Consider the following 24145-nt stretch of genomic DNA (forward strand, 5'->3'; position numbering starts at 1 on the left):
ATAGTCCATCAAGGAATCGTCATGCGCCCTTTTCAAAACATCATTCGCCACGTCGCCATTGTCTCGTCGATCTTTTTGCTCAGCATCGCCGCCGGCTGCTCGAAACCCGGCGACAAGCCTGCCGCGGGCACCTCATCCGGTGCGATGAGCGCACAAACCCAGGCCGGTTCAAAACTGGGTGATCTGTCCGAGTTCCGCAATATCGCTGCCGACGTTGCCGCGCTCGTCGATAAAAACGACCTGCCGGCCGCGAAAGCCCGCATCAAGGACCTGGAGAGCGCCTGGGACTCTGCCGAGGCCGGGATCAAGCCTCGCGCCGCCAGCGACTGGCATGTCCTGGACAAAGCCATTGACCGGGCGCTCGACGCATTGCGCGCCAGCAATCAGCAACAGAACGATTGCAAGGCCCGCATGGACGAGCTGATGAAGGCCTTCGATTCGATGAAAGGCGCGTAATAACCGGGCGGACAAACACCGGTACAGGTGCTTCAATACAGGCGCGACGGTCGAGACCGCCGCGCCTTTTTTATTCGGAGCGGGACATGCGCATATTGTTGGTCGAAGATGACCCGATGATCGGGGACGCCATCCAGGGCGCGCTGACTGATGCGAGCTACGCGACCGACTGGGTGAAAAACGGCTTTACCGCACTTTCGGCGCTGGAGACCCAGACCTACGACCTGGTGCTGCTGGACCTCGGGTTGCCAGGCAAGGACGGGCTCGATGTGCTCGACAGCATTCGCGGCCGCAACAACCCGGTGCCTCTGCTGATCATCACCGCACGGGACAGCCTCGACGATCGCCTGCGCGGCCTCGACGGAGGTGCCGACGACTACTTGCTCAAACCCTTCGACATGGCGGAGTTGCTGGCCCGCATGCGCGCTGTGCTGCGCCGCAATGGCGGGAGCGCCCAGTCATTGCTGGACAACGGCGTGGTGGCGCTGGACCTGGTGTCGAAACAGGCGAGTACTGCCGAAAACCCCGGCGTGCAACTGTCCAGCCGCGAGTTCGCCCTGTTACAGGCCCTGCTGATCCGCCCCGGGGCGATCCTCTCGCGCAGCGAACTTGAAGACCGCCTCTACGGCTGGGGCAACGAAGTGGAAAGCAACGCCGTGGAGTTTCTGATTCATTCGCTGCGACGCAAGCTGGGCAACCAGGTCATCAAGAACGTCAGGGGTATGGGATGGATGGTTTCAAAAAGCGCCTGAGCGACTCGGTCCAGGTACGGCTGTCAGTCGCGCTGTCGCTGGCCATCCTGCTCGTAGCGGTGCTGGCCGGGTTGTTTGCGTTTGTCTCTGCCCTCGGCGAGGCTCACGAAATGCAGGACGAAACCTTGCGTCAGGTGGCCGTACTGTTCGATCGGCAGCAGATGACCCTGCACTACCCCGCTGCCGGAAAAATCGCCGGTGACGACGAGGAATCCAGGGTCATCGTGCAATACCTCGCCGACGGCAGCAAAGCCGTCGGCACCACTGACGACAACGTCCTGCCGCTGCCCTTCCCCATGACGCTGGCCGATGGTCTGTCGACCTTGAACATCGCCGGTGAAGACTTTCGCACGCTGGTGAGGACCACCGCCCGTGGCGAGCGCATCGTCGTCGCCCAAGAGACGGGGGTTCGCGACAAGGAGGCGCGCGAGAGTGCCTTGCGCAGCCTGTTGCCCTTTCTCATTCTGTTTCCCGTGCTATTGCTGGTGGTGAGTGATCTGGTGCGCAAGTTGTTTCGCCCCATCGCGATCCTGTCCGATGAAATTAATCGACGGGACAAACAGGCCCTGCATCCGGTCGACGAAAACCATTTGCCAACCGAGATCCTCCCTTTCGTCGTGGCCATCAATCGCCTGCTCGCGCGGGTTGCGCAGTCCATGGAAGCCCAGCGCCGCTTTATCGCCGACGCCGCCCACGAACTGCGCTCGCCCATGACCGCCCTGTCCCTGCAAGCCGAGCGACTGCAGGCCACACCCATGCCGACGCAAGCCGTCGAGCGCCTGCTGCCGCTGTCGCGCGGCATAGAACGCAGCAGAAAACTGATCGATCAGTTGCTGGCCCTGGCCGCCGCGCAATCAAACGCCGAGCGGCCGCAGACCACGGTTTCGGTGCATGAGGTCTATCGACGGGTGCTGGAGGACCTGTTGCCCCTGGCGGAGCGCAAGAACATCGACATCGGCGTTGACAGCACCCAAGACGTGCAGCTCGTCATCAACGAAATGGACCTGCTGATCCTGGTGAAGAATCTGGTGGACAACGCGATCCGCTACACCCCTTGCGGCGGACGCGTCGACCTGTCGGTGGAGCTGGCGCAGGAAACGGTAATCCTTCAGATCAAGGATTCCGGACCGGGTATCACCGCCGATGAACAAATGCGCGTGTTCGACCCGTTCTATCGCAGCGTGGGCACTGAAGAATCAGGCTCGGGGCTGGGCTTGTCCATCGTCAAGGCCATCGCCGAACGTACCGGGGCTCGCCTGCATCTGGGATTCTCGAATGAGACGGACAAAAGCGGTTTATGTGTTGCGATCGGGTTACCAAGAGGCTCAGCCTAAGTCCCTGTGTATCACAGTGTGTCAGCATGACTGCCCGATACACTGACTTTCATCCGGCCGTCGATTCGACACAGGCCGGATACGTTGCCGCGTTTCAATGCAATCAAGGTTTGAAGGGGCTCAGACAGGACCCCTGACCCATGGCTGGTAATGGAGACATCCCATGAAGATGGCACTGCGCAACAGCAAACCCCGCAACACTCGCCGCCACCTGGTCGGCCCTTCGATCCTCGCGCTTGCGCTGTTCGCCGTGTTCGGCGCGGCCCACGCGCAAACGGCCGCCACCGCGCAGCCAGCGGCGGCCTCTGCCGCTGCCACGCAGTCGGCGCCCTCGCCCTTCGGTCCGCTCAAGCATGTCAACGCCGGCCTGCTGGACGTGGCGTACGCCGAAACCGGCCCGGCCAACGGGCCGGTGGTGATCCTGCTGCACGGCTGGCCGTACGACATTCACAGCTATGACGAGGTCGCGCCGTTGCTGGCTGCCAAGGGCTATCGAGTGCTGATGCCCTATGCGCGCGGCTATGGTGATACGCGTTTCCTGTCCGAAGAAACCTTGCGCAACGGCCAGCCGGCTGCGCTGGCCAGTGATGTCATCGACTTCATGGACGCGCTGAAGATCAAACAAGCGGTGCTCGGTGGCTATGACTGGGGTGCCCGTTCGGCCGACATTGTCTCGGCGCTGTGGCCTGAGCGGGTCAAGGCACTGGTATCGGTCAGCGGTTATCTGATCGGCAACCAGGCAGCCGGCAAGAACCCGCTGCCACCCAAGGCGGAATTGCAGTGGTGGTATCAGTTCTACTTCGCCACTGACCGCGGCCAGGCCGGTTACGAGAGAAACACCCACGACTTCGCCAAGCTGATCTGGCAACTGGCTTCGCCGAAATGGGCGTTCGATGACGCCACCTTTGACCGCAGCGCCAAGGCACTGGACAACCCGGACCATGTCGACATCACCGTGTTCAACTACCGCTGGCGCCTGGGCCTGGTCCAGGGCGAAAGCCGATACGAAGCACTGGAGAAGAAACTGGCCACGGCACCGTCCATCAGTGTGCCAACCATTACCCTTGAAGGCGATGCCAACGGCGCACCGCACCCTGCGCCCGAAGACTATGCCAAGCGTTTCACCGGCAAATACGAGTTCCGGCTGATCAACGGCGGCATCGGCCACAACCTGCCGCAGGAAGCTCCGCAGGCATTCGCCAAGGCTGTGATCGACGCGGACCATCTTTGAGGGCTGATTCGGCTTGCCCGCTTTTCCTCCGAACAACGACCTCCACCACACGGCCCGTTTACGTAATCGGGCCGTTTTTTCTGGAGGTCGATGGTCAACCGCCCTCCCCTCATCGCTGCGGCAAACGTGAGCTATCTTTTCAGCAACCCACCTGCATCGGGTGACTGCTATCAGGTAAGGACGCTTCATGATTCGTTTGCCCCGGCGCCATGTCCTCTTTGCTTTTACTGTCGCCAGTACGCTCGCCGCCACTCCCCTGATGGGTGCCCAGAGCCGCGCTGTCGAAACCACCGTCGCCAGCCCGGTCCCAGGTCCTGTCGCAGGCACCAAGGTCACTGAGCCGTATGTGCGCATGATGGCGCGGGAGGCGTATTTCTGGGCGTGGCCGATGGCCAACATCTTCAATCGTCGCCAGGCTTTCAAAGACCTGCCAGGGCCCGGCTTGATGGGTGGCATTGTGCCCGTGGCCCCGATCAACCGGTTGTCGATGCTCAGTGACTACATTGACCCGGCCCAGCGGCTGGTGAGCTGTCCGAACCAGGACGTGGTGTACGGCGCCGGCAGCATCGCCCTGGACCTTGAGCCGGTGGTGCTGCAAGTGCCTGACTTCGACGGCCGCTTTTGGGTGTATCAGGTGGTGGACCTGCGTTCCGACAGCTTCGCCGAGCTGGGCAAAATGTATAACACCCAACCAGGTTTCTACCTGTTGGTCGGCCCGGACTGGAACGGCAAGGTGCCGCCCGGCATCACCCGGGTATACCGGTCGCGCACGAACACCGGGTTCGTGATTCCGCGGGTCTTTCAGGACGACACCGCCGCCGACCGCCTGGCCGTACAGCCGTCCCTGTCGGGCATCGACATGTACCCACTGTCGCAATACGACGGCAAGACCAAAAAGCGCGACTGGAAAAAACAACCGAAATTCCCGGCCCAGGCTGCTGAGGGCAACGCCGAAACCAGATGGGTGGTACCGGAGAAGTTCTTCGACGAACTGCCGGCCCTGCTCAAGGACGCCAAACCGTTGCCGGGCGAAGAAGTCCGCTATGCGCAAATGGCCGCCCTCGGGGCCATCGCCAAGGCCGATCCGCAACTTCGGGCGGCGATGATCGACGAGGCGAAAAAGGCCGACAGCGAAGTGATTGATCCACTGTTGCAGTTCCGTAACTTTGGCCTGCAATTGCCGGATCACTGGAGCACTGTGAGCAACGGGGCAGCGTTTGGCACCGACTATTTCAGCCGTACCGCCGTGGCGCGCTCGAACTTATTCGTGAACCGGCAGAAAGAGACCAAGTACTTCTACCAGGACCTGGACGAGAACGGCCTGCGCCTCAACGGCCGGTACGACTACAGCGTGACATTCGCCAAACGCAATCTGCCGCCGGTCAGGGGTTTCTGGTCGCTGACGCTGTACAACGAACAACACTTCTTCGCCCCCAATGACCTCAAGCGCTATTCCATCGGGACCAAGAGCAAGTCCCTGCAAACCAACCCTGATGGCTCGTTGACCCTCTATGTGCAAAGCGAATCACCAGGCAAGGACAAGGAAAGCAACTGGCTGCCCTCGCCCAGGGATGCCAGTTTCTCGCTGTACATCCGGGCTTATTGGCCGGAATCAGACGCGCTCGACGGCCAATGGACGCCGCCGCCCGTGGTGAAAACGAACTGAAAGGGATTGGAAAAAATGAGCGCCCGAGTGGCGCTCATTTTGTTCTGGCGGCAAGGCGAAGCAAATGCACCGTATACGCACAATGAGTCAAAGACAGCACACCGATTCAATATTCGCGGCCCAATCTACGTAACCATCATGTTTGCTGCGTCCAAAGGCCATTGAGGTCCTTCGAAACAACAAGCGACTGCGGATGACGGTTCACTGTAGGAGCGAGCTTGCTCGCTTCTACAGTGGATCATCCCCTGCCGTTGCTGTGCCTGTGGTGAACGATTGATGAAGTGTGACTCGCAAGACCTCAGGGCTGGATTACCACTCTGGTTATTGGTGCTGCTCGCCAGCACGGCCGGGAACGCGGTGGCGGATGAATCGGCGCAGGGCTTTCTGGACGGCGCGACGCTTGGCGTGCTCAGTCGAAACTTTTACCTGAACAGCGACTATCGATCTCCCTCGCCGACCGGCAAGAACTACAAAGCCGAATGGGCTCAGGGCTTTATCGGCACTTTTGAATCCGGCTTCACACCGGGCACGCTTGGCTTCGGCCTCGATGCCCATGCATTTCTGGGATTGAAACTCGACGGCGGCAAAGGCCATTCCGGAACCGGTTTGCTACCCGTGGGCAGTGATGGCCGTAGTGAAAGCGACTACTCCAGCGGTGGCGGCGCGATCAAGCTCAAGGCGTCGAACACCACTCTGGCGTTTGGCGAAATGATAGTCGAGTCCCCGGTATTCGACACCGCGGACAAACGCCTGCAACCGGAGTACGCGACCGGCTTTCTGCTCAACAGTCGCGAAATCGACGGCATGAACCTGCAAGCCGGCCACTTCACAGCGTTCAAGAATCAGGACAGCGCTTCAGGCAAGGGTGACTTTTTCGGCTATGGCGCCAACACCGAGGCTGGCGGCATTTCGTTTGTCGGCGCCGACCTGTTTACCCGAAGCCCGGTCGGCGGCGCGCTGTACGCCTCGGAGTTGACTGACACTTGGCACCAGTACTACGGCAACCTGCACTTCAAGCAGTCCGAAGTGTTCCTCGACGCCAACCTCTATCACACCAAAGACGCCGGCCAGGCGCTGGCCGGTGCCATCGACAACACAGCGTACAGCCTGGCCGGCCAGTACACGCTGGGCGCCCATGCGTTCACCCTGGCTTATCAGAAAATCGACGGTGATACGCCGTTCGATTTTGTCGGTGGCGACTCCATCTACCTGGCCAACTCGATCAAGTTCGCCGACTTCAATGGCGCCCACGAACGCTCCTGGCAGGTTCGTTACGACCTGGACCTGGCCACGTTCGGGATACCCGGCCTGAAGTTCATGACCCGCTACGTCACCGGCGACCAGATCGACGGCACGCATGCACCACAAGGCGGGGCGTACAACCCGTTCGACCCGGCGACCGGCACCTTCGTGCCGCAACAAGGTGCTGGGGGCAAACACTGGGAGCGCGATATCGACCTGCACTACGTCGTGCAGTCCGGGACGGCCAAGGGCTTGTCGCTGCAACTGTCCCATGTGTCGCACCGGGCGAACGCGGCCCAGGCCGGGGATGACATCGACCGGGTGTACGTGGTCATCCAGTACCCGTTGAACTTCGGGCCGTTCTGAGTGGAATGTGGCGGAAGGCAGCCGGAGTCGAACCTGCCCGGGAACGGATGCCGTCCCCAACCGGGTTTGAAGCCCGGCCGCGCCACCGGGCGCGATTGCCTTCCTTGAAACCATGCCCCTGAATCATGCCCGGGTATCAGAGTTCTGTGCGCTGGGCCAACGCACTGTCCCGGCGAACCTGTCGACGATCGCCAAAGCGCCGGGTCAGGCCGATACGGTCGAAGTACTCCAGTATCTGAATGCTGCGCTTGCGCCCCAGGCCCACCGCATCACGAAACGCCGCCACCTGAATCACCGGGTTGCCTTCCGCCAGTTGCAACAGCATAGCCGCCAATTGGCGAATCATGCTGTCTGTGTAAAACAGGTCCCGTACCACTTGGTGCATCAAGCCCAGGCGCGCCATTTTGCGCAGCAACCCACGCACGGCCGCTTCGTCATGCCCCAGGTCGCGAACCCACGGCGGGGCGAAGCCCGCCAGTTCGAACAGCGGCTGCAATTGCAGCCACAGGGTTTCGTCCTCTTCGCTCAAACACACCTGATGCCCGGGCAGATGCAACCAAGGGCCGCTGCTGGCGATGTCGCCGCTGGCCAGCAACTCGTCGAGCAGACTGATAAATGTCGAGCGCTCCATCTCGCAACCGGTGAATCGGCGCAGACGATCCCGGTCCGGCCCCATCTGGTCCGGTTCAAGCTGATGGAAACGCTCGAGGTGCTCGAGCACTGCAATCTTCAGGGCTTCCCAGCGGCTGGCACTGAACAGCAACGCGCCTTGGCGGGTGTCGATCAAGCGCACATCTGCGGGCAATGTCCAACTGCTGCGCGGTCGGTTGAACTGCCGCTCCAGGCGCTGCGGATCAAGCCCGCTGTCGCTGTGGGCCAGCAATGCCGGCAACACATCTTCCAGCTTTGCGCTGTCCGCCAGCGCTTGCAGTTGCGCCAATCGTTCGGCGCTGCGACGTTGCCGGGTGGGTGCAAACGGATCGAGCACCCGGCCGCCACCCAGGGTGCGTTGGGCACTCTGATCGCGCAGGATCAGCGGGTCGCCTTTCACTGCCTGCACCGCTGTATTGAGCAGCAGTTGCGCGAACATCCGCCCACCGGGCGCCAGGCTGGCTCCTTCGAGCAAGGCGACTCGACCGGTGACGTCCTGGGTGCCGAGGTGCACGTGCACCGGTTGAAAGTGCTCGAAGGCCCTGGGTTCGCCGGGGAGTAGCTGCATGTCGATGTCCAGGCGTTGGCTCGGTGCGTACAAGCCGGCGGCGAGCAACCAGTGGCCGCGGTGGACATGCTCCAGGGCCAGCCGTTCGGCACTCAGGTTCAATGCCACGCGCTGGCCGGCAACGGCGTGGTCGGCGGCCTGGTTTTGCGCGTGCAGGCCGCGAATGCGCACCGGTTTGCCTTGTGGCCCCAACAGCAAGGTATCGCCCACTGCGACCTGACCGGACAGCGCCGTACCGGTCACCACGATACCGGCTCCGGCCACGCTGAACGCCCGATCGATCGCCAGGCGAAACCCACCTTCGGTGCTGCGTTGTGACACTTCACGTTGGGCATCGAGTAACGCCTTGCGCAAGGATTCGATGCCCTCACCGGTCACGCTCGACAGCGCAATCAGCGGCGCATCGGCATATGGCCCGGGGGCGAGCAAGGTGCGGACCTGATCGCCCACGACCTGCACCCTGGCGCTGTCGACCCGGTCGCACTTATTGATCGCCACCAGCGCCTGCGGGATGCCCAGCAACTCGACAATCGCCAGGTGCTCGCGGGTCTGCGGCATCACCCCGTCATCGGCGGCCACCACCAGCAACACCAGATCGATGCCCTGTGCCCCGGCCAGCATGTTGTGGGTGAAGCGTTCATGCCCGGGAACGTCGATGAAACCGGTCAAGCCTGCTCCCGGTTCCAGCTCGGCATACAGGTAGCCGAGGTCGATGGTCATACCGCGCTCACGCTCTTCCCGGCGCCGGTCGCCCACCTGACCGGTCAGTGCCTGGAGAAGCGCCGTCTTGCCATGGTCGATGTGCCCTGCGGTGCCGACAATCACCCTGCCCGGCCCTCCACCTGCAATTGATTAAGCTGTGCCAGCCATGCCGGCTCGTCGTCCAGTTGCCGCAGGTCCAGCCACAGGGCGTCATCGTCAATGCGCCCGAGTACCGCGATGGGCAAGGCGCGAAAGGCTGCTTCCAGGGTCAACAGCGACCGCCCGCGCAAGCGCTTGGACGTCAGCGGGCGCAGGCACAGCGCCGCGCTGGCCAGTCGTGCCACCGGTTGGCTGCCACTGCCGATCATGCCCAGTGCCGGCATGGCGCTGACGCTCCAGCCCTCACCCAGCACTTGGGCCAGCGCCGGCCGCAGTCGCTCGGCCTGGGCGAGGATATCGGCCTGTGGCCGGGTCAACAGGCGCAGGCTGGGCAAGCGCTCGGCCAGTCGGTCCGGGTTGCGGTACAAACCCAACACTGCTTCCAGGGCAGCCAGGGTCATTTTGTCGACCCGCAGCGCACGTTTGAGCGGGTTTTTCTTGATCCTGGCGATCAGTTCCTTGCGGCCGACAATCAACCCGGCCTGCGGCCCGCCGAGCAGTTTGTCGCCACTGAAGGTGACGATGTCCGCGCCATCGAGCAGCGCCTGACGCACCGTCGGTTCAGCGGGCAGCCCCCAGCGGGTCAAGTCCAGCAGGCTGCCGCTGCCGAGGTCTTCGAGCAGCGGCAAGCCGTGCCGGTGTGCCAGTTGCGCCAGTTCGGCGGTCGGCACGCTCGTGGTGAAGCCTTGAATGCTGTAGTTACTCGCATGCACACGCATGATCAAACCGCTGCGTGGGCCGATGGCGGCCTCGTAGTCGCGGGCATGGGTGCGGTTGGTGGTGCCGACCTCAACCAGCTTCACCCCGGCACGGGCCATGATGTCGGGAATGCGGAAGGCGCCGCCGATTTCAATCAGTTCACCGCGGGAAATAATCCCTTCCTTGCGCACGCCCAGGCTGTTGAGGGTTAGCAAAACCGCTGCGGCATTATTGTTGACCACGGTCACCGCTTCGGCGCCGGTCAGCTCGCGGATCAAGCCTTCGATCAGGTCGTCGCGGTCACCGCGCTTGCCACTGCGCAGGTCAAACTCCAGGTTGAGCGGATAGCGGGCCGCCATTTGCACAGCCGCAATCGCTTCTTCGGGCAACAATGCCCGCCCGAGGTTGGTGTGCAGCACCGTGCCAGTGAGGTTGAATACCCGCCGCACATGGCTGCGATGCTCGATTGCCAATCGTTCGCCGACCCGGCCCGCCAGCACTTCAGCGCTGACTTCTACAGGTTCGAGCAAACCTTGCTGCACCCCGTTGCGCAACTCGTCCAGCAACAGCCGCAAGGCCATCAGCAAAACGTCGCGTCCATAGCGCTCGGCCAACGGCCGGCACGCCGGGTGACGCAACAAACTGTCGATGGAAGGCAGACGCAAGGATTGGCTGGCACCGCGTGCGGACATCTGGCGCTCCTCAAAACAAATGACCGTCGCGCCAGAGTGTAGACGCTGCGGTTACTCGTCTCCCGGCGCCAGCAACAGATTCGGTGCCAAACGCTGATAACCGTCCTGGGCCAGGCGCATGTCGAGCATCAGGCTGGACAGGTCTGCCGACAGCGCTTCGGCGTCCGCATCGTTCTCCAGATAGAGCAATTTCAGATAGCTGTTGCAACCGGGGCAGACTTCGGCGCGCAACGGCGCGTGGTTGGCGGCATGGCGGTCATCTTCGAGGCTGAGGTATTCAAGGCCCTTGCTCTGCTCGCAATACACACACTTGACCCGCACCACATGCCACTCGCAGGCGCACAGTGAACAGACCAGATAACGCAAGCCACTGTGCTTGCCGCGATGGCGGATGACCCCGGCCATGGCCGGCGAGCCACAGGCCGGGCACTGGCTGAGGCTGTCGCCGGGTGTCAGAGCCAGGTTCGGCTTACTCAACAGCCAGTGGCTCCACGCTGTTTGCAACGCCGCACCGAGAAACGGCACCAGCGCCGCCGGCACCAGCGAATACTGGCCGCTGAGCAATGCCACCGACCAGGCGCGGCGTTGCCCGGCACCGGCCAGGCGCAAGGTGTTTATGGCATCGGCCACGGCGGATTGTGGCGGTGAGCTAAAGCGTTGCAGCAAGGCATCGAGGTAAAGCTGCCAATCGTCTTCGCGTGCCAGGCTGTCGGCCGCGAACGGCGGCAAGCCGTGCTGCTGGCACAATTGGATGCGTTGCCGGTCGAGAGGCTCGCCAAGCGGCGGATCGTCCAGCACCTGTTGCTGCACCCGGCACAACCCGGCAATCAGGCGCAGGTAATCGGCCAGCGAGTGCCCTTCGGCCAGCGTTTCCAGGCGCTGGGCGCGCAGGCTGAACAGGTTATGCGGTGGCATGTACAGAAACGGTGGCGAACTGGCCGCCGCTTCGATTTCTCCGGGTTCGAGGATGGTTGGCAAATGTCAGCCCTTTTTGGTGATCGGTCGCTGGGGTGCTTCGTCGCGGGTCTCATCTTGAGTCACTTGGCGGTACCAGAGTTCGTGGTGTTTCCTCGCCCAGCCACGGCTGACCCGGCCGTGCAACATGGCGCTGACCGAGCCTTTGATCCAGATCCCGGCATAGATGTGCACGATGATGCTCAAGATCAGCACAAAAGCGGCAAACGCATGCAGCAACATCGCCCAGCGTATCGTGGTGATGCCGAACCAGTCGCTGAAGTACGCACGCCAGATCACCAGGCCGCTCAATAGCAGCACCAGCATGCACAGCAGTAAAGTCCAGAACAGCAGCTTCTGCCCGGGGTTGTATTTGCCGATGGGTGGCACGCCCTCCTCTTTGTTCAGCATCACCCGGTCGATGCGCTTGAGCCACAGGCGATCGTTGGCGATGAAGTAGTTGGCGCGCCAGAAGCGCAACACCAGGCCGAGGAACAACACGAACATCAGCACGCCCATGAACGGGTGGAGGATGCGTGTCCAGGGTCCGCCGCCGAACAGGTTGCTCAGCCAGAACAGCGCCGGGTGGAACAGCGCCAGCCCGGACAACCCCGCCATGAAGAACAGGATCGCCACCAGCCAGTGATTGGTGCGCTGGTTGCTGGTGTAGCGCAGGATCGTCTTGTTGCTCATGGCCTGCCCTCCCCACGGGGATCGAAGGTGTGCACCGACGGATCGACTTCGTGCACGGCGTTGTCCGGCGGGGACGGATGTTCATCCTCCTCGACGATTTGCGGACCGACGCGCACGTAGTGGAAGAACCCGGCCAGCACCGCTACACCCATGGCCAGCAGCGCCAACGGCTTGCTCAGGCCTTTCCACAGCCCTACCAGCGGACTGATCGCCGGGTGATCGGGCAAACCGGCGTACAGTCTTGGCGTATCGGCGTGGTGCAACACGTACATCACGTGGGTGCCGCCGACGCCTTCGGGGTCATACAGACCGGCGTTTTCAAAGCCCCGGCTTTTGAGATCGACGATACGCTCGGCGGCATGCTCCTTCATGTCGTCCTTTGACCCGAACACGATGGCACCGGTCGGGCAGGTTTTCACGCAGGCCGGTTCCAGCCCAACCGCCACCCGGTCCGAACACAGAGTGCATTTGTAGGCCTTGTGATCCTTTTGCGAGATCCGTGGAATGTTGAATGGACACCCGGTGATGCAATAACCACAGCCGATGCAATGGTCCTGGTTGAAATCGACGATGCCATTGGCGTGCTTGATGATCGCGCCGGGGCTGGGGCACGCCGCCAGGCAACCGGGCTCGGCGCAGTGCATGCAGCCATCCTTGCGGATCAGCCATTCGAGGTTGCCAGCGTCGGTCTCGTGCTCGGTGAAACGCATCAACGTCCAGGTCTCTGCGGTGAGGTCCTGCGGGTTGTCGTAGGTGCCATGGTTGTGACCGACCTCGTCGCGCAGCTCGTTCCATTCCGAGCAGGCGACCTGGCAAGCCTTGCAGCCGATGCATTTGGTGGTGTCGATCAGCTTGGCGACTTCCTCCAGCTGGCGTACCGAGGACGGGACTGTGGTGGTGGCCGAACGGGCGATAATGTCTTGGCTGGCCATTTAGACTTTCTCCACGTTGACCAGGAATGACTTGGATTCCGGGGTCTGGGTGTTGCCATCGCCGAGGAACGGCACCAGGGTGTTGGTCAGGTAACCGTGCCGCGTGAGCCCGGTGAACCCCCAGTGCAGCGGAATGCCGATCTGGTGCACCACCTGATTGTTGACCTGCAGCGGGCGAATCCGCTTGGTCACCACGGCCACCGCTTCAATGAAGCCACGCTTGCTGGTGACCCGCACCCGGTCGCCGGCGACGATGCCTTTTTCCTTGGCCAGCACCTCGCCGATTTCCACGAACTGCTCGGGCTGGGCAATCGCGTTGAGCTTGCAATGCTTGCTCCAGAAGTGGAAATGTTCGGTCAGCCGGTAACTGGTGGCGGCGTACGGGTAGTCCTTGGCCACGCCGAGGGAATCCCAGACCGAATCGAAGATCCGTGCCGCCGGGTTGCTGGTGGCTTTCTTGTTTTGCGGGTGCAGCGGGTTGATGCCGATCGGTGTCTCGAACGGCTCGTAGTGCTCGGGGAACGGGCCTTCGTTCATCTTGTCGACGGCGAAGAATCGCGCCACGCCTTCGGGGTTCATGATGAACGGATTCATCCCGGCTTCCGGCGGCACGTCGGCCTTGTAGTCCGGCACATCGGTGCCGGCCCAGGCTTTGCCGTTCCACCACACCAGGCGTTTTTTCGGATCCCACGGTTTGCCTTGCAAATCCGCCGAGGCGCGGTTGTAGAGAATCCGCCGGTTGGCCGGCCAGGCCCAGGCCCAGCCCTGATGCTGGTGCATGCCATACGGGTCGCTGTTGTCGCGACGGGCCATCTGGTTGCCCAGTTCGGTCCAGCTGCCACAGAAAATCCAGCAGCCGGACGCCGTGCTGCCGTCATCCTTGAGCTGGCCAAACCCGGCCAGTTGCGAATTGCCCTTGATCGCCGCGCCCGTAGCGTCGGTGAAGTCAGTGGTAGCGTAGCCGTTGACCTCCTTCGCCAGCTCCTCGGGCGAAGGTTCGTTCGGGATCTTGTACGGCCACGACAGCTTGAGCAGCGGATCGGGGTATTTGCCGCCTTCGGCCTGATAGCGCTGGCGCAGGCGCACGAACAGCTCGCTCATGATCCGGATGTCGGTCTGCGCTTCACCCGGCCCGTCGGCACCCTTCCAGTGCCATTGCAGCCAGCGACTGCTGTTGACCAGCGAGCCGTCCTCCTCGGCAAAGCAAGTGGTGGGCAGGCGAATGACTTCGGTCTGGATGTCGGCACTCTTCACATCGTTGTACGACCCGACATTGCGCCAGAATTCCGAAGTTTCGGTGGCCAGCGGGTCCATCACCACCAGCCACTTAAGTTTGGCCAGTGCCGCGGTCACCCGGTTTTTGTCCGGCAACGCGGCAATCGGGTTGAAGCCCTGGCACAGGTAACCGTTGACCTTGCCCTGGCCCATCAAATCAAACACCTTGAGGATGTCGTATTGGGGAATGTCCAGTTTCGGCAGGTAGTCGTAGGCCCAGTTGTTCTCGGCCGTGGCGTTGGCGCCATACCAGGCTTTCATCAGGCTGACGTGGAATTTGCCGTAGTTCTGCCAGTAGGACAGTTGCCCCGGACGCAATGGTTTCTGCGTGCGCTTGAGGATGTAGGCGTTGTAATCCTGTTCGGCATCACCGGGTAGCGTGAGGTAGCCTGGCAGTGAGTTGGACAACAGCCCCAGGTCGGTCAGCCCCTGGATGTTGGAGTGCCCGCGCAAGGCATTCACGCCACCGCCCGGCATGCCGACGTTGCCCAGCAGCAATTGCACCATCGCCGCGCTGCGGATCATTTGCGCGCCAATCGAGTGCTGGGTCCAGCCCAGCGCATAGAGGATGGTCATGGTCTTGCCCGGTTGCGAGCAAGTAGCGATTTCCTCCCATATTTTCTGCATGGCATCGACCGGCATGCCACAAATCTGGCTCGTCAGTTCTTTGCTGTAGCGGCTGTAATGCTGCTTCATCAACTGATAGACACAACGTGGGTCTTGCAAGGTCGGATCAACCTTGGCAAAGCCGTCCTCGCCCAGTTCATAACCCCAGCCGGACTTGTCGGTGTACAGGCGCTTGGCCGCGTCGTAGCCGCTGAAGATCCCGTCTTCGAAGCCATAGCCGGCTTTGACGATGAACGACACGTCGGTGTAGTTGCGCACGTACTCGTGCTGGATCTTGTCCTCGGTCAGCAGGTAATTGATCAACCCGCCCATGAAGGCGATATCGGTGCCGGTACGGATCGGCGCGTAATAGTCGGCCACCGAGGCGGTCCGGGTAAACCGCGGGTCGACCACGATCAGCCGCGCCTTGTTGTGCGCCTTGGCCTCGGTCACCCACTTGAAGCCGCACGGGTGCGCTTCTGCTGCGTTGCCGCCCATCACCAGAACCAGATTCGCGTTGGCGATATCGGTCCAGGTGTTGGTCATGGCACCACGGCCGTACGTCGGGGCAAGACTTGCCACCGTCGGGCCGTGTCAGACACGCGCCTGGTTATCGAACCCCAGCATGCCGAGACTGCGAACCACCTTGTGGGTGATGTAGCCCGCTTCACTGGAGGCCGCCGATGCTGCGAGGAAACCGGTGGTCAGCCAGCGGTTTACCGTTTGGCCCTGGGCATTCTTCTCGGTGAAGTTGGCATCGCGGTCGGCCTTCATCAGGTCGGCGACGCGATCGAGCGCTTCATCCCAGGAGATGCGGGTCCACTCGGTGCTGCCGGGTTTGCGCGTCTGCGGATATTGCAGGCGGCCCGGGCTGTGAATGAAATCCAGCAGGCCTGCGCCTTTGGGGCAAAGGGTGCCGCGGTTGACCGGGTGGTCGGCGTCACCTTCGATGTGGATGATGTTTTGCGCGACATTCTTCGCCGTATCGCCCTGGCTGTACATGATCAAGCCGCAACCGACCGAGCAATACGGGCAGGTGTTGCGGGTTTCATGGGTGTGGGCGAGCTTGAAGTGACGCACCTGTTCGGCAAAGGCTGGCGTCGGGGCCATGCCCAACGCGCCCAGGCTAGAGCCTGCAAGGCCGATGCCGGCGACCTTGAAGAACTGACGACGGCTGAGATCCATCGTGCACTCCTGATCAGGTGGCGCCCGGTACATGGCCGGGCTTTTTTGAACAACCACGGTCGCGGCAGTCTGGCTGCCGACACTACAAACTGTAGTCAATACTGTCGAATTCACCATGACAGCCGACCGTCGGCCCCCCGGACACAAACCACTGTAGGAGCGAGCTTGATCCGGGCGGCGTTCCGACGATGGTGTGTCAGTTGAGTGAGTGTCGACTGATACTCCATCGCGAGCGTGCTCGCTCCTACAGGGGGTTGGCGATTATCATGGCGCCATAACCAACCTGCAGTTACGAGACCCCGCATGACTTTCGATTTTGATCAGGTGTTCGACCGCCACAACACCGGCAGTACCAAGTGGAGTCGCTACCCGGCCGACGTGTTGCCGATGTGGGTCGCCGACATGGATTTCGCTGCGCCGCCGGTGATCATCCAGGCCCTGCAAAAGCGCCTGGAACACCCGATGGTCGGTTACAGCGTGGCCCAGGATGATCTGCGCGAGGCGATCGTTGCCGACCTCTGGAACAAATACGCCTGGCGCGTCGAGCCCCAGGAGCTGATTTTCCTGCCGGGCGTCGAGTCGGGCTTCAACATGGCATTGAAGGCCCTGGTGCAGCCGCAACAGAACGTCGTCGTGCAGGTTCCGAACTACCCACCGCTGCGCCACGCCCCCGGGCATTGGGGCCTGAACAAGGTCGAGCTGAATTTCGAAGCGCAAGCCGATGGCACCTACACCACGCCGCTGGATGCCTTGAGCCAGTCACTGCAAGGGGGTGGCGCACTGCTGCTGAGCAACCCGCATAATCCGCTGGGCAAGGCCTTCCCCCGCGCAGAACTGCAAGCCATTGCCGACATTTGCCTTGAGCATGATGCCTGGATCATTTCCGACGAGATCCACGCCGAGTTGTGCTTCGATGGCCGCACGCACATTCCGATGGCCACCCTGAGCCCGCAGATCGCCCAGCGCACCATCACGCTGATGTCGGCGAGCAAGGCCTACAATATTGCCGGCCTGAAAACCTCGTTCATGATCATCCAGGACCGCCACCTGCGCGAGAAGGTCAACCACGCCCGTTGCGGCATGGTCGACAGTGTCAATCCGCTGGGCATGGAGGCCACCCGCGTCGCCTACAGCGAAGCCGCGCCATGGCTGGCCGCGCTGAAGGTCTACCTGCAGGGCAACCGCGATTTCCTCGCCGAGGCCGTGCGTACCCGCCTGCCGGGTATCACCATGAACCTGCCGCAAAGCACCTATCTGGCATGGCTCGACTGCACGGCACTGGGACTGGACAACCCGCAGCAGTTCTTCCTCGAACAGGCCAGGGTCGGTTTGAGCGCCGGCCTGGACTTTGGCGATGACTGCAAACAGTTCGTGCGCCTGAATTTCGGTTGCCCACGGTCGCTGCTGGAAGAAGGCATTGCGCGGATGGAGCGCAGTTTGCGCCATCTCAAGGCCTGATATCCCCCTGTAGGAGCGAGCTTGCTCGCGATGGCGCAGTGTCAGTCAGCATCAATGTCGACTGTGCCGACGCCATCGCGGGCAAGCCCGCTCCCACAGGGTGACAACCCGATGCTTTGATGCTCCGAGCAATTGCCTGCTATGGCCCACCAACGCGGCAGCAACTGCTTGACCTTGCCCTCGCCAAAACGGTCATCGATCAACATCACCACTCCTTGGTCCTGTTGCGTACGAATGACCCGTCCAGCGGCCTGCACCACTTTCTGTATGCCGGGAAACAGATACGTATAGTCGTAACCGGTGCCAAAAATGGCGGCCATGCGCCGTTTCAGTTGCTCGTTCACCGGATTGAGCTGTGCCAGCCCCAACGTGGCGATAAATGCGCCGATCAACCGGGCACCGGGTAAATCGATGCCTTCACCAAAGGCCCCGCCCAGTACCGCAAAGCCGACACCCTGGCCGTCGGCGTGGAATTGATCGAGAAACTGCTGACGTTGCGCTTCGCCCATGCCTCGGGACTGCGACCACAGACTGATATGCGGATGTTTCTCGGCGAGTAACTGCGCCACCTGCTGCAAATAATCGAAACTGCTGAAAAACGCCAGGTAATTGCCGGGGCGTTTGCAGAACTGCCTGGCGATCAAGTCCACGATCGGTTCGAGAGAGGACTGGCGATGGACGAACCGCGTGGAGATCTGATTGACGATGTGCACTTGCAGTTGATCGGCATGAAACGGCGATTCGACGTCGATACACACCGTATCCGCCGGTGTTCCCAGTAAATCGGCGTAATAGTGCCGGGGGCTGAGGGTTGCGGAAAACAGCACCGTGCTGCGCGCGGCAGTCAGGCGCGGGCGGATGAGCCCGGCGGGAACCACATTGCGCAGGCACAGCTGCGAGAGATTGCGCTTGCGCTCAAGATCACGCTTGCTGATGTCGAACAGGAACTGCTCATCGAACAGTTCGGCCACCCGGCAAAAATGCAGCATGTCGAAGTAAAAGCCCCGCAGTGTGCTGTCCAGTCCTTGCGGGTGATCGTTCATATAATCACCCATGCTGGCGCTGCACGATGAAAGTGCCTGAAGGAGCTTTTCCGGCGCCTTGTCATAGGCTTGGTAGGCGCCGGTTTGTGCGTTATGCAGGGCATTCCACTCGCGGTTGACCCGCTGCATCGGCTTTTTCAGCACTTCGGGTGCGGTTTTGCGCACGCTGTTGAAGGTCGCCTGATCGAGACTGGCGCTGTACATCTGCCGGCCGCGTTCCACCAGGTTATGGGCTTCGTCGACCAGCACCGCGACTTTCCAGTTGTTGGCCTGGGCCAGACCGAACAGCAGCGCGCTGAAATCGAAATAATAGTTGTAGTCGGCAACCACCACGTCGGCCCAGCGCGCCATTTCCTGGCTCAGGTAATACGGACACACATCGTGTGCCAGGGCGACCTCGCGCAAGGCGCTCTGGTTCAACAGGCTCAGTTGACTGGCCGCCTGCCGGGCGGCGGGCAGGCGATCGTAGAAACCCCGGGCCAGTGGACAGGACTCGCCGTGGCAGGCTTTATCCGGGTGTTCGCAGGCCTTGTCCCGGGCGATCATCTCCAGCACCCGCAACGGCGGAGAATCGGCGCTGGCAAGAATCACTTGCGCGGCGTCCAGGGCCAGTTTGCGTCCCGGGGTTTTCGCCGTGAGGAAGAACACTTTGTCCAGTTGCTGCGGCGCCAGCGTCTTGAGCACGGGAAACAAGGTGCCCAGGGTTTTACCAATGCCAGTGGGTGCCTGGGCCATCAGGCAGCGCCCCGTGCTGACAGCCTTGAACACAGACTCGGCCAGGTGGCGCTGTCCCGTCCGAAAATCGGTGTGGGGAAACGCCAGATGCTGCGCCGCAAGATTGCGCCCGTCGCGATGGGCGACTTCCTGTTGCGCCCATTGGAGGAAACTTGCGCAGTGCAGCTCGAAGAACTGTCGCAGTTGCGCGGCCTCGAAGGGCTCGACCAGGCAGGTTTCCTTTTCGCTGACGATATCGAAATACACAAGCGCAAGATTGATCTGTGACAGATCCAGTTTCCGGCACATCAACCAGCCGTAGATCTTGGCCTGGGCCCAATGCAATTGACGGTGGTTGGCCGGTTGTTGGCTCAGATCACCGCGGTAGGTCTTGACCTCTTCCAGGCAGTTTTGCCCAGGGTCATAACCATCCGCCCTGCCCTTGACCGTCAATGTTTGATACTGGCCTTCAAGAGCGACTTCGCTTTGATAGCCCTCACTGCGGCGCGATGCCACCGTACGGTGCCCGACGATGCCCTCCAGTGCGGTAGGCGACGGAGTGAAACGCAGATCGAGGTCGCCGGTCTTGGCCGTGAACTCGCACAGGGCCCGCACCGCGATGCTGTAGCTCAAGCGCCCTGCTCCGCCCATTGCACATAACACACGGCAATCGGCATGTGGTGTTCATGACAGAACTCCAGCCAGCGAAGCTGGTTATCCTGCAAGCGATCCCCCGGGCCTTTGACTTCGATCATGCGGTAGGTCTTTTGCTGCGGCCAGAACTGGATCAGGTCCGGCATGCCGGCGCGATTGGCCTTGATGTCGAGCAACAACCGGTTGAACCAGTGCCTGAGGTGCTCGGCCGGCAAGCAGTCCAGGGCTTGTTCCAGCAATTCATCGCTCAGTACGTTCCAGAACACGAAGGGCGACTGCACGCCCCGTTTTTCGTTATAACGCCGATGAATGGTCGACAGGTATCGCCCATCGTCGAGTTCCGCAAGGCAGGCTTCGAACAGGTCAGCCCGGCGCTCATGGAAGTCTTCGTTGAGCAGGTCCACCGGGCCGCGCTGGAACGGGTGGAAAAAGGCCCCCGGCAACGGCGCAAAAATGGCTGGCCAGCACAGCAGGCCGAACAGTGAGTTGATCAGGCTGTTTTCGACGTAATGCACCGGCGCCGAATCTTCCGTCAGGTGCGCTTGAACGTGAAACTCCACCGACATCTCCGGGTCGGTTCTGGGCAGTTGCAGTTCCAGACGCAGCATGTCCCGCGCAGACGGACGTTTCACGGGCGGACCGCCCAGTTTGCGCCGCAGTCGGGGCAACATGCGCAGCAACTGTTGTTGTTCGGCGGCGCTTTGTGGTGATTGTTCGGCCTGGGTGGCGAGGTCCAGGGCCCGCTCGTATTCCCCGCAACGTTCCAGCACGCGGATCGACCGCTGACGTGCGCCGGGGTAGGCACAATTGCGGTACAACGCCAGCGCCATGGAGAAATCCGCCATGCGTTCGCAGTGCTGGGCGATCTGGAACAGCAGCTTGTCACGACGCCTTTGCAGCCAGGGGTTGATCAGCGTCAACCCGTTGATCTGCTCAATGATGCCGGCCAACGCCTCACCGGCCTCGAAGCGCTGCTGGCATTGGTGGAGGAACATGCAGGCGTCCACGTCCTCGCGGCTGCGAAAACCCCGGGAATCAGCGCAGAATTCGACTTTTTCGTAGGTGAAGATACCAAGGTCGGCCAGCACGAATTCGGACCAGTCCTGATAAAGATTGCCGAAAAACATCAAGCGCAAGCGATCGCACAGGCCCATGACAGTCAAACTGAACAAGCGCTCGTTCAGCGACGGACACCACTCACCGAAACTACGCGCTTCGGGAAACTGCTCGACCAGCATCAACAGCCAATCGGTCTTTTTGCCCTTGGGCTGATCGATGGCGTTGCCAAAATATTGAACGACTTCGGCCTTGAGCAGCAGGTCGAACAACACCTCGACCGACAATGGCAGTTTTTCATCGAGCCACCCCAGTGCCACGAGCGGTTCGGCAGCGCTGGCAATGTCACCGATTTCGGCGTAATGCAGTTTGCTGCACCTGAAATGAATGCCCTTGCGCATCACCATCCTGACCAGCAATGCCCGGGATTCGCGAGACAAATCATTGAAGTCGCGAATGAATCGCTGCTCCTCGACGCTCAACACATCGCCATAGCGATGCTCAAGCCAATCAAGCACTTGTGTGAAGTTGTTCAAGTAATAGAACGGATCGTCGAGGGGGGTTTCAGTCACGGAAAAATGGGCCATGGCGAGCGAATACTGGTTATGCGTACAGATACCAGCAACGCCCTCCCCGATGCAATCGGAAAAGGATGGGCGGAAGCGCTGTCAGGTATTTTTTCCAGCGCGTCGAACTTTCTGCCGATCCATGGCACCAACCGCGTTAGAGGTGCTGTCGCGCACGACAGTCGCAGCATTTTTGAAGGCTGAGAGGTGGTTATGAACATCAATACTCTGGGTTTGCCATTGGCGGTAGCGGCCTTTCTGGTACTGGCCGGTTGTTCTACGCCAACGGTGGTGACCCTGCAGAACGGCACCCAGTATTTGACCAAGGACATGCCGAATACCAAGAATGGCTTCTTCGAATTCGAGGATATTTCCGGGGCGAAAGTGAAAGTCAGGGCCGACGAAGTGACCACCATTCGCCAGGAAGACTGAATACCGCATTATCGTTCTTCGCGAGCAGTCTCGCTCCCACAGGAGTTCGTGTGATTCTTGTGGGAGCGAGCCTGCTTGCGAAGAGGCCCTTACAGGCGCCGCATCATCCTCAGGCGATCACAATCCCCGCCCCAGACAAAGTGTCCAGCCCGACCCCGACCAACGTCACCGAATCATCACCAAACGTCAGCACGGTATCCTGCCCTACCATTGTGGCATGAGCCCGGAAGTCGTCGTTCGGCAACACACCCTGCACCCCGAGAAACACCAGTTTGTCGTTCGCCTGATAGCCCAGCACCCGGTCGTGGCCAAACGCGCCACTGAACAGGAACGTATCGATCCCGCCCCCCGATTCCAGCAAGTCGTTGCCGGCCCCGCCGATCAACACGTCGTTGCCCTTGCCTCCGATCAAATTATCGTTGCCGTCGAGCCCGAACAACCAATCGCCGACCGCCTGCGCCTTGAGCGTATCGTTCCCCGCGCCCCCCTTTATCGACGACGCGTACTGGGTCAGCTGGTTGCCGTCCACCAGCCCGTTGGCGGTGACGCTGTGGGTCACGTCATCCTTGACCAGCCCCCATAGAAAGCCGGGCTCCTTGCTCATGATGCTGCCGATGTCACGGGTGATACTGATGCCGCCATTGGCATCGCGGATGTACAGGTTGCCGGCGCCATCGTTGGCAAAGTCAAAGTTTTTCACCGACTGCTGCAAGTCGAGCACGTTGTGCCCCTTGCCGCCCAACAGGATGTTGTAGCCACCGGCATCGCGGAAGGTGTCGTTGCCGTCGCGGCCTTCCAGATAGTCGTTGCCCTTGCTGCCCTGAATCAGATCGTTGCCGTCACTGCCGATAATGAAAGTGCTGCCTTTGTGAGGGTTGGCATTGCGGTTCAGGTCCTGTACCCAGGTGTTGGCTCGCGCCGGGTCCGAGAGGTTGGCAACAATGATGGTCGAGTCTTTGCTGGTGAGGTCGTAGAACCGGGATTCCAGCACCCGGGTCATGCCGTCGCCGTAACCGGTCGGCAGGTGGGAAATCCAGGTCGGGATGTTGAGGATGGAAAACGGCAGCAGATTCCATGCGATCGACGCATAGTGGTCATTGAAGCTGACAATGTTGTTGGTGGCCGAGGCTTGATCGGCATCGTGCACGCCGACCGATGCCAGGTTGAACGCCGAACCGTCCAGCGCGCGGAACACTGGATCGTTTTCATAGCCGACGTTCAGCACCTTGTCGCTGCTGCCTTGAGTTGGCGAGGCGTAGGCGATGTAGTTGGAATCCTGGAAGAAGCCACCCCATTTTTCGCGACTCAAATCCGCCAGGCTGTTGACTGCCAACCCGCCCAGGCTGTGACCGCTGACCAGCACGTCCTTGCCGGACAGGCCGTTGGCCCGGGCAAACGCCGCGACGTCGGCGAGCAGCTTGCCGAACGCTTCACCCACATAGTTTTTCGCGTAATCCTGTGGACCCAATGCTGCCAAAAGGTCATTGATGACATCGCCGATGGAGTCGCTGATCTGGATTTCACGAGGGCCGCTGGTGCCGCGAAAGGCGACGCCGATTTCCGTGAGGTGCCCTTGGGCGTTGTACTTACCGAGGATTTCCACCTGGGCGCTGGTATAGCCGGCCTTTTCGCCGAAGAAGGTTCCCCGTGCATCGACTTTGCCGTCGTAGCCCAGCTGCGCGGCCGTGATGGGTGTCCAACCGGCTTTCTGTACCGCGTCCAGTGCGGCTTTTTCCGAATCAGGGTTCCAGGGGATACCGGGAATCACCCCTTGGGAATTGGTGCCGCCAATCAGCGCGGTCACCAACGTTGCCGGCAGGCCCACTCCGAAACCGTTGTGCTGGTAACCGGCGGCAAAGCCGTTGTCGAGGTTGTGATAAGCGTACAGCGTGATCGCCATCGCATCAGCGAACAACGCTTTGGCGTCTGCGGTGCTCAGGTTCTTGTAGTCATACACACCCATGGGTATTGCCTCTCTCTTTGTTGGAATTGTCAGAGATCGCTCACGGCCGGGACACCTCGATCGCGGGGTGCCCCGGAGCCTCCTGTGCTGTTACAA

18 protein-coding genes and 1 tRNA gene are annotated in these 24145 nt (G+C 61.3%); 9 read left to right on the forward strand and 10 right to left on the reverse strand.

Annotated features, from left to right (window positions below):
- Positions 1 to 21 precede the first annotated feature (21 nt).
- From CAF65_RS04320 to CAF65_RS04345, 6 genes are all read left to right on the forward strand, one after another.
- Positions 22 to 456, forward strand: coding sequence for a hypothetical protein (locus CAF65_RS04320; RefSeq protein ID WP_085715171.1), 435 nt, complete (start codon positions 22 to 24; stop codon positions 454 to 456).
- 86 nt (positions 457 to 542) lie between these two features.
- On the forward strand, positions 543 to 1208 hold the full coding sequence (locus tag CAF65_RS04325) for a response regulator transcription factor (protein WP_085715172.1): 666 nt from the start codon (positions 543 to 545) through the stop codon (positions 1206 to 1208).
- Positions 1184 to 2542 (forward strand): ATP-binding protein, encoded by a 1359-nt coding sequence (locus tag CAF65_RS04330; protein WP_085715173.1) that lies wholly within the window; start codon positions 1184 to 1186, stop codon positions 2540 to 2542. The genes CAF65_RS04325 and CAF65_RS04330 overlap by 25 nt, the downstream gene beginning before the upstream one ends.
- A gap of 163 nt (positions 2543 to 2705) precedes the next feature.
- Positions 2706 to 3773: an alpha/beta fold hydrolase gene (locus tag CAF65_RS04335; RefSeq protein ID WP_085715174.1), complete on the forward strand. Its 1068-nt coding sequence runs from the start codon at positions 2706 to 2708 to the stop codon at positions 3771 to 3773.
- A 187-nt stretch (positions 3774 to 3960) separates the two neighbouring features.
- Positions 3961 to 5439, forward strand: coding sequence for a DUF1254 domain-containing protein (locus CAF65_RS04340; protein ID WP_085715175.1), 1479 nt, complete (start codon positions 3961 to 3963; stop codon positions 5437 to 5439).
- Between the two features lie 276 nt (positions 5440 to 5715).
- A complete protein-coding gene (locus tag CAF65_RS04345; protein WP_085715176.1) occupies positions 5716 to 7047 on the forward strand; it encodes an OprD family porin in 1332 nt (443 codons plus the stop codon).
- Between the two features lie 8 nt (positions 7048 to 7055).
- Here the strand turns inward: CAF65_RS04345 and CAF65_RS04350 are convergent.
- The 7 genes from CAF65_RS04350 to fdnG form a co-directional block, all read right to left on the reverse strand.
- A tRNA-Sec gene (locus CAF65_RS04350) sits at positions 7056 to 7151 on the reverse strand.
- Positions 7152 to 7183: 32 nt separating this feature from the next.
- Entirely contained in the window at positions 7184 to 9091 is a 1908-nt protein-coding gene (gene selB / locus CAF65_RS04355) for a selenocysteine-specific translation elongation factor (protein ID WP_085715177.1), read from the reverse strand.
- Positions 9088 to 10518, reverse strand: a complete 1431-nt coding sequence (selA, locus tag CAF65_RS04360; protein WP_085715178.1) for an L-seryl-tRNA(Sec) selenium transferase — start codon at positions 10516 to 10518, stop codon at positions 9088 to 9090. The genes selB and selA overlap by 4 nt, the downstream gene beginning before the upstream one ends.
- Positions 10519 to 10569: 51 nt before the next feature.
- Entirely contained in the window at positions 10570 to 11496 is a 927-nt protein-coding gene (fdhE, locus tag CAF65_RS04365) for a formate dehydrogenase accessory protein FdhE (RefSeq protein ID WP_085715179.1), read from the reverse strand.
- Positions 11497 to 11499: 3 nt separating this feature from the next.
- The gene (locus CAF65_RS04370) at positions 11500 to 12165 is read right to left on the reverse strand and encodes a formate dehydrogenase subunit gamma (RefSeq protein ID WP_085715180.1); all 666 of its coding nucleotides are present in this window, start codon (positions 12163 to 12165) and stop codon (positions 11500 to 11502) included.
- Positions 12162 to 13097 (reverse strand): formate dehydrogenase subunit beta, encoded by a 936-nt coding sequence (fdxH, locus tag CAF65_RS04375; protein ID WP_085715181.1) that lies wholly within the window; start codon positions 13095 to 13097, stop codon positions 12162 to 12164. The genes CAF65_RS04370 and fdxH overlap by 4 nt, the downstream gene beginning before the upstream one ends.
- Positions 13098 to 16163 (reverse strand): formate dehydrogenase-N subunit alpha, encoded by a 3066-nt coding sequence (gene fdnG, locus CAF65_RS04380; RefSeq protein WP_143492072.1) that lies wholly within the window; start codon positions 16161 to 16163, stop codon positions 13098 to 13100.
- A 303-nt stretch (positions 16164 to 16466) separates the two neighbouring features.
- On the opposite strand from fdnG, the gene CAF65_RS04390 reads away from it, so the two are divergent.
- Positions 16467 to 17621 carry a MalY/PatB family protein gene (locus CAF65_RS04390; RefSeq protein ID WP_085715184.1) on the forward strand — a complete coding sequence of 385 codons (1155 nt, stop codon included), beginning with the start codon at positions 16467 to 16469 and terminating at the stop codon, positions 17619 to 17621.
- Positions 17622 to 17662: 41 nt separating this feature from the next.
- Here CAF65_RS04390 and CAF65_RS04395 read toward each other — a convergent pair whose 3' ends face one another.
- On the reverse strand, positions 17663 to 20011 hold the full coding sequence (locus CAF65_RS04395; RefSeq protein ID WP_085715251.1) for an ATP-dependent DNA helicase: 2349 nt from the start codon (positions 20009 to 20011) through the stop codon (positions 17663 to 17665).
- Positions 20008 to 21675, reverse strand: a complete 1668-nt coding sequence (locus tag CAF65_RS04400) for a VRR-NUC domain-containing protein (RefSeq protein ID WP_085715185.1) — start codon at positions 21673 to 21675, stop codon at positions 20008 to 20010. Before CAF65_RS04400 ends, CAF65_RS04395 begins: the two co-directional genes overlap by 4 nt.
- Positions 21676 to 21693: 18 nt before the next feature.
- Here CAF65_RS04400 and CAF65_RS28345 point away from each other — a divergent pair, with 18 nt between their 5' ends.
- Together CAF65_RS28345 and CAF65_RS04405 are read left to right on the forward strand one after the other, a co-directional pair.
- A complete protein-coding gene (locus CAF65_RS28345) occupies positions 21694 to 21858 on the forward strand; it encodes a hypothetical protein (protein ID WP_158090057.1) in 165 nt (54 codons plus the stop codon).
- 9 nt (positions 21859 to 21867) lie between these two features.
- Positions 21868 to 22086, forward strand: coding sequence for a YgdI/YgdR family lipoprotein (locus CAF65_RS04405; RefSeq protein WP_085715186.1), 219 nt, complete (start codon positions 21868 to 21870; stop codon positions 22084 to 22086).
- A 109-nt stretch (positions 22087 to 22195) separates the two neighbouring features.
- Here CAF65_RS04405 and CAF65_RS04410 read toward each other — a convergent pair whose 3' ends face one another.
- Positions 22196 to 24049 (reverse strand): polyurethanase, encoded by a 1854-nt coding sequence (locus CAF65_RS04410; RefSeq protein ID WP_085715187.1) that lies wholly within the window; start codon positions 24047 to 24049, stop codon positions 22196 to 22198.
- Positions 24050 to 24145: the final 96 nt, after the last annotated feature.

The sequence above is a fragment of the Pseudomonas sp. B28(2017) genome (assembly GCF_002113025.1).
Classification (GTDB): Bacteria; Pseudomonadota; Gammaproteobacteria; order Pseudomonadales; family Pseudomonadaceae; genus Aquipseudomonas.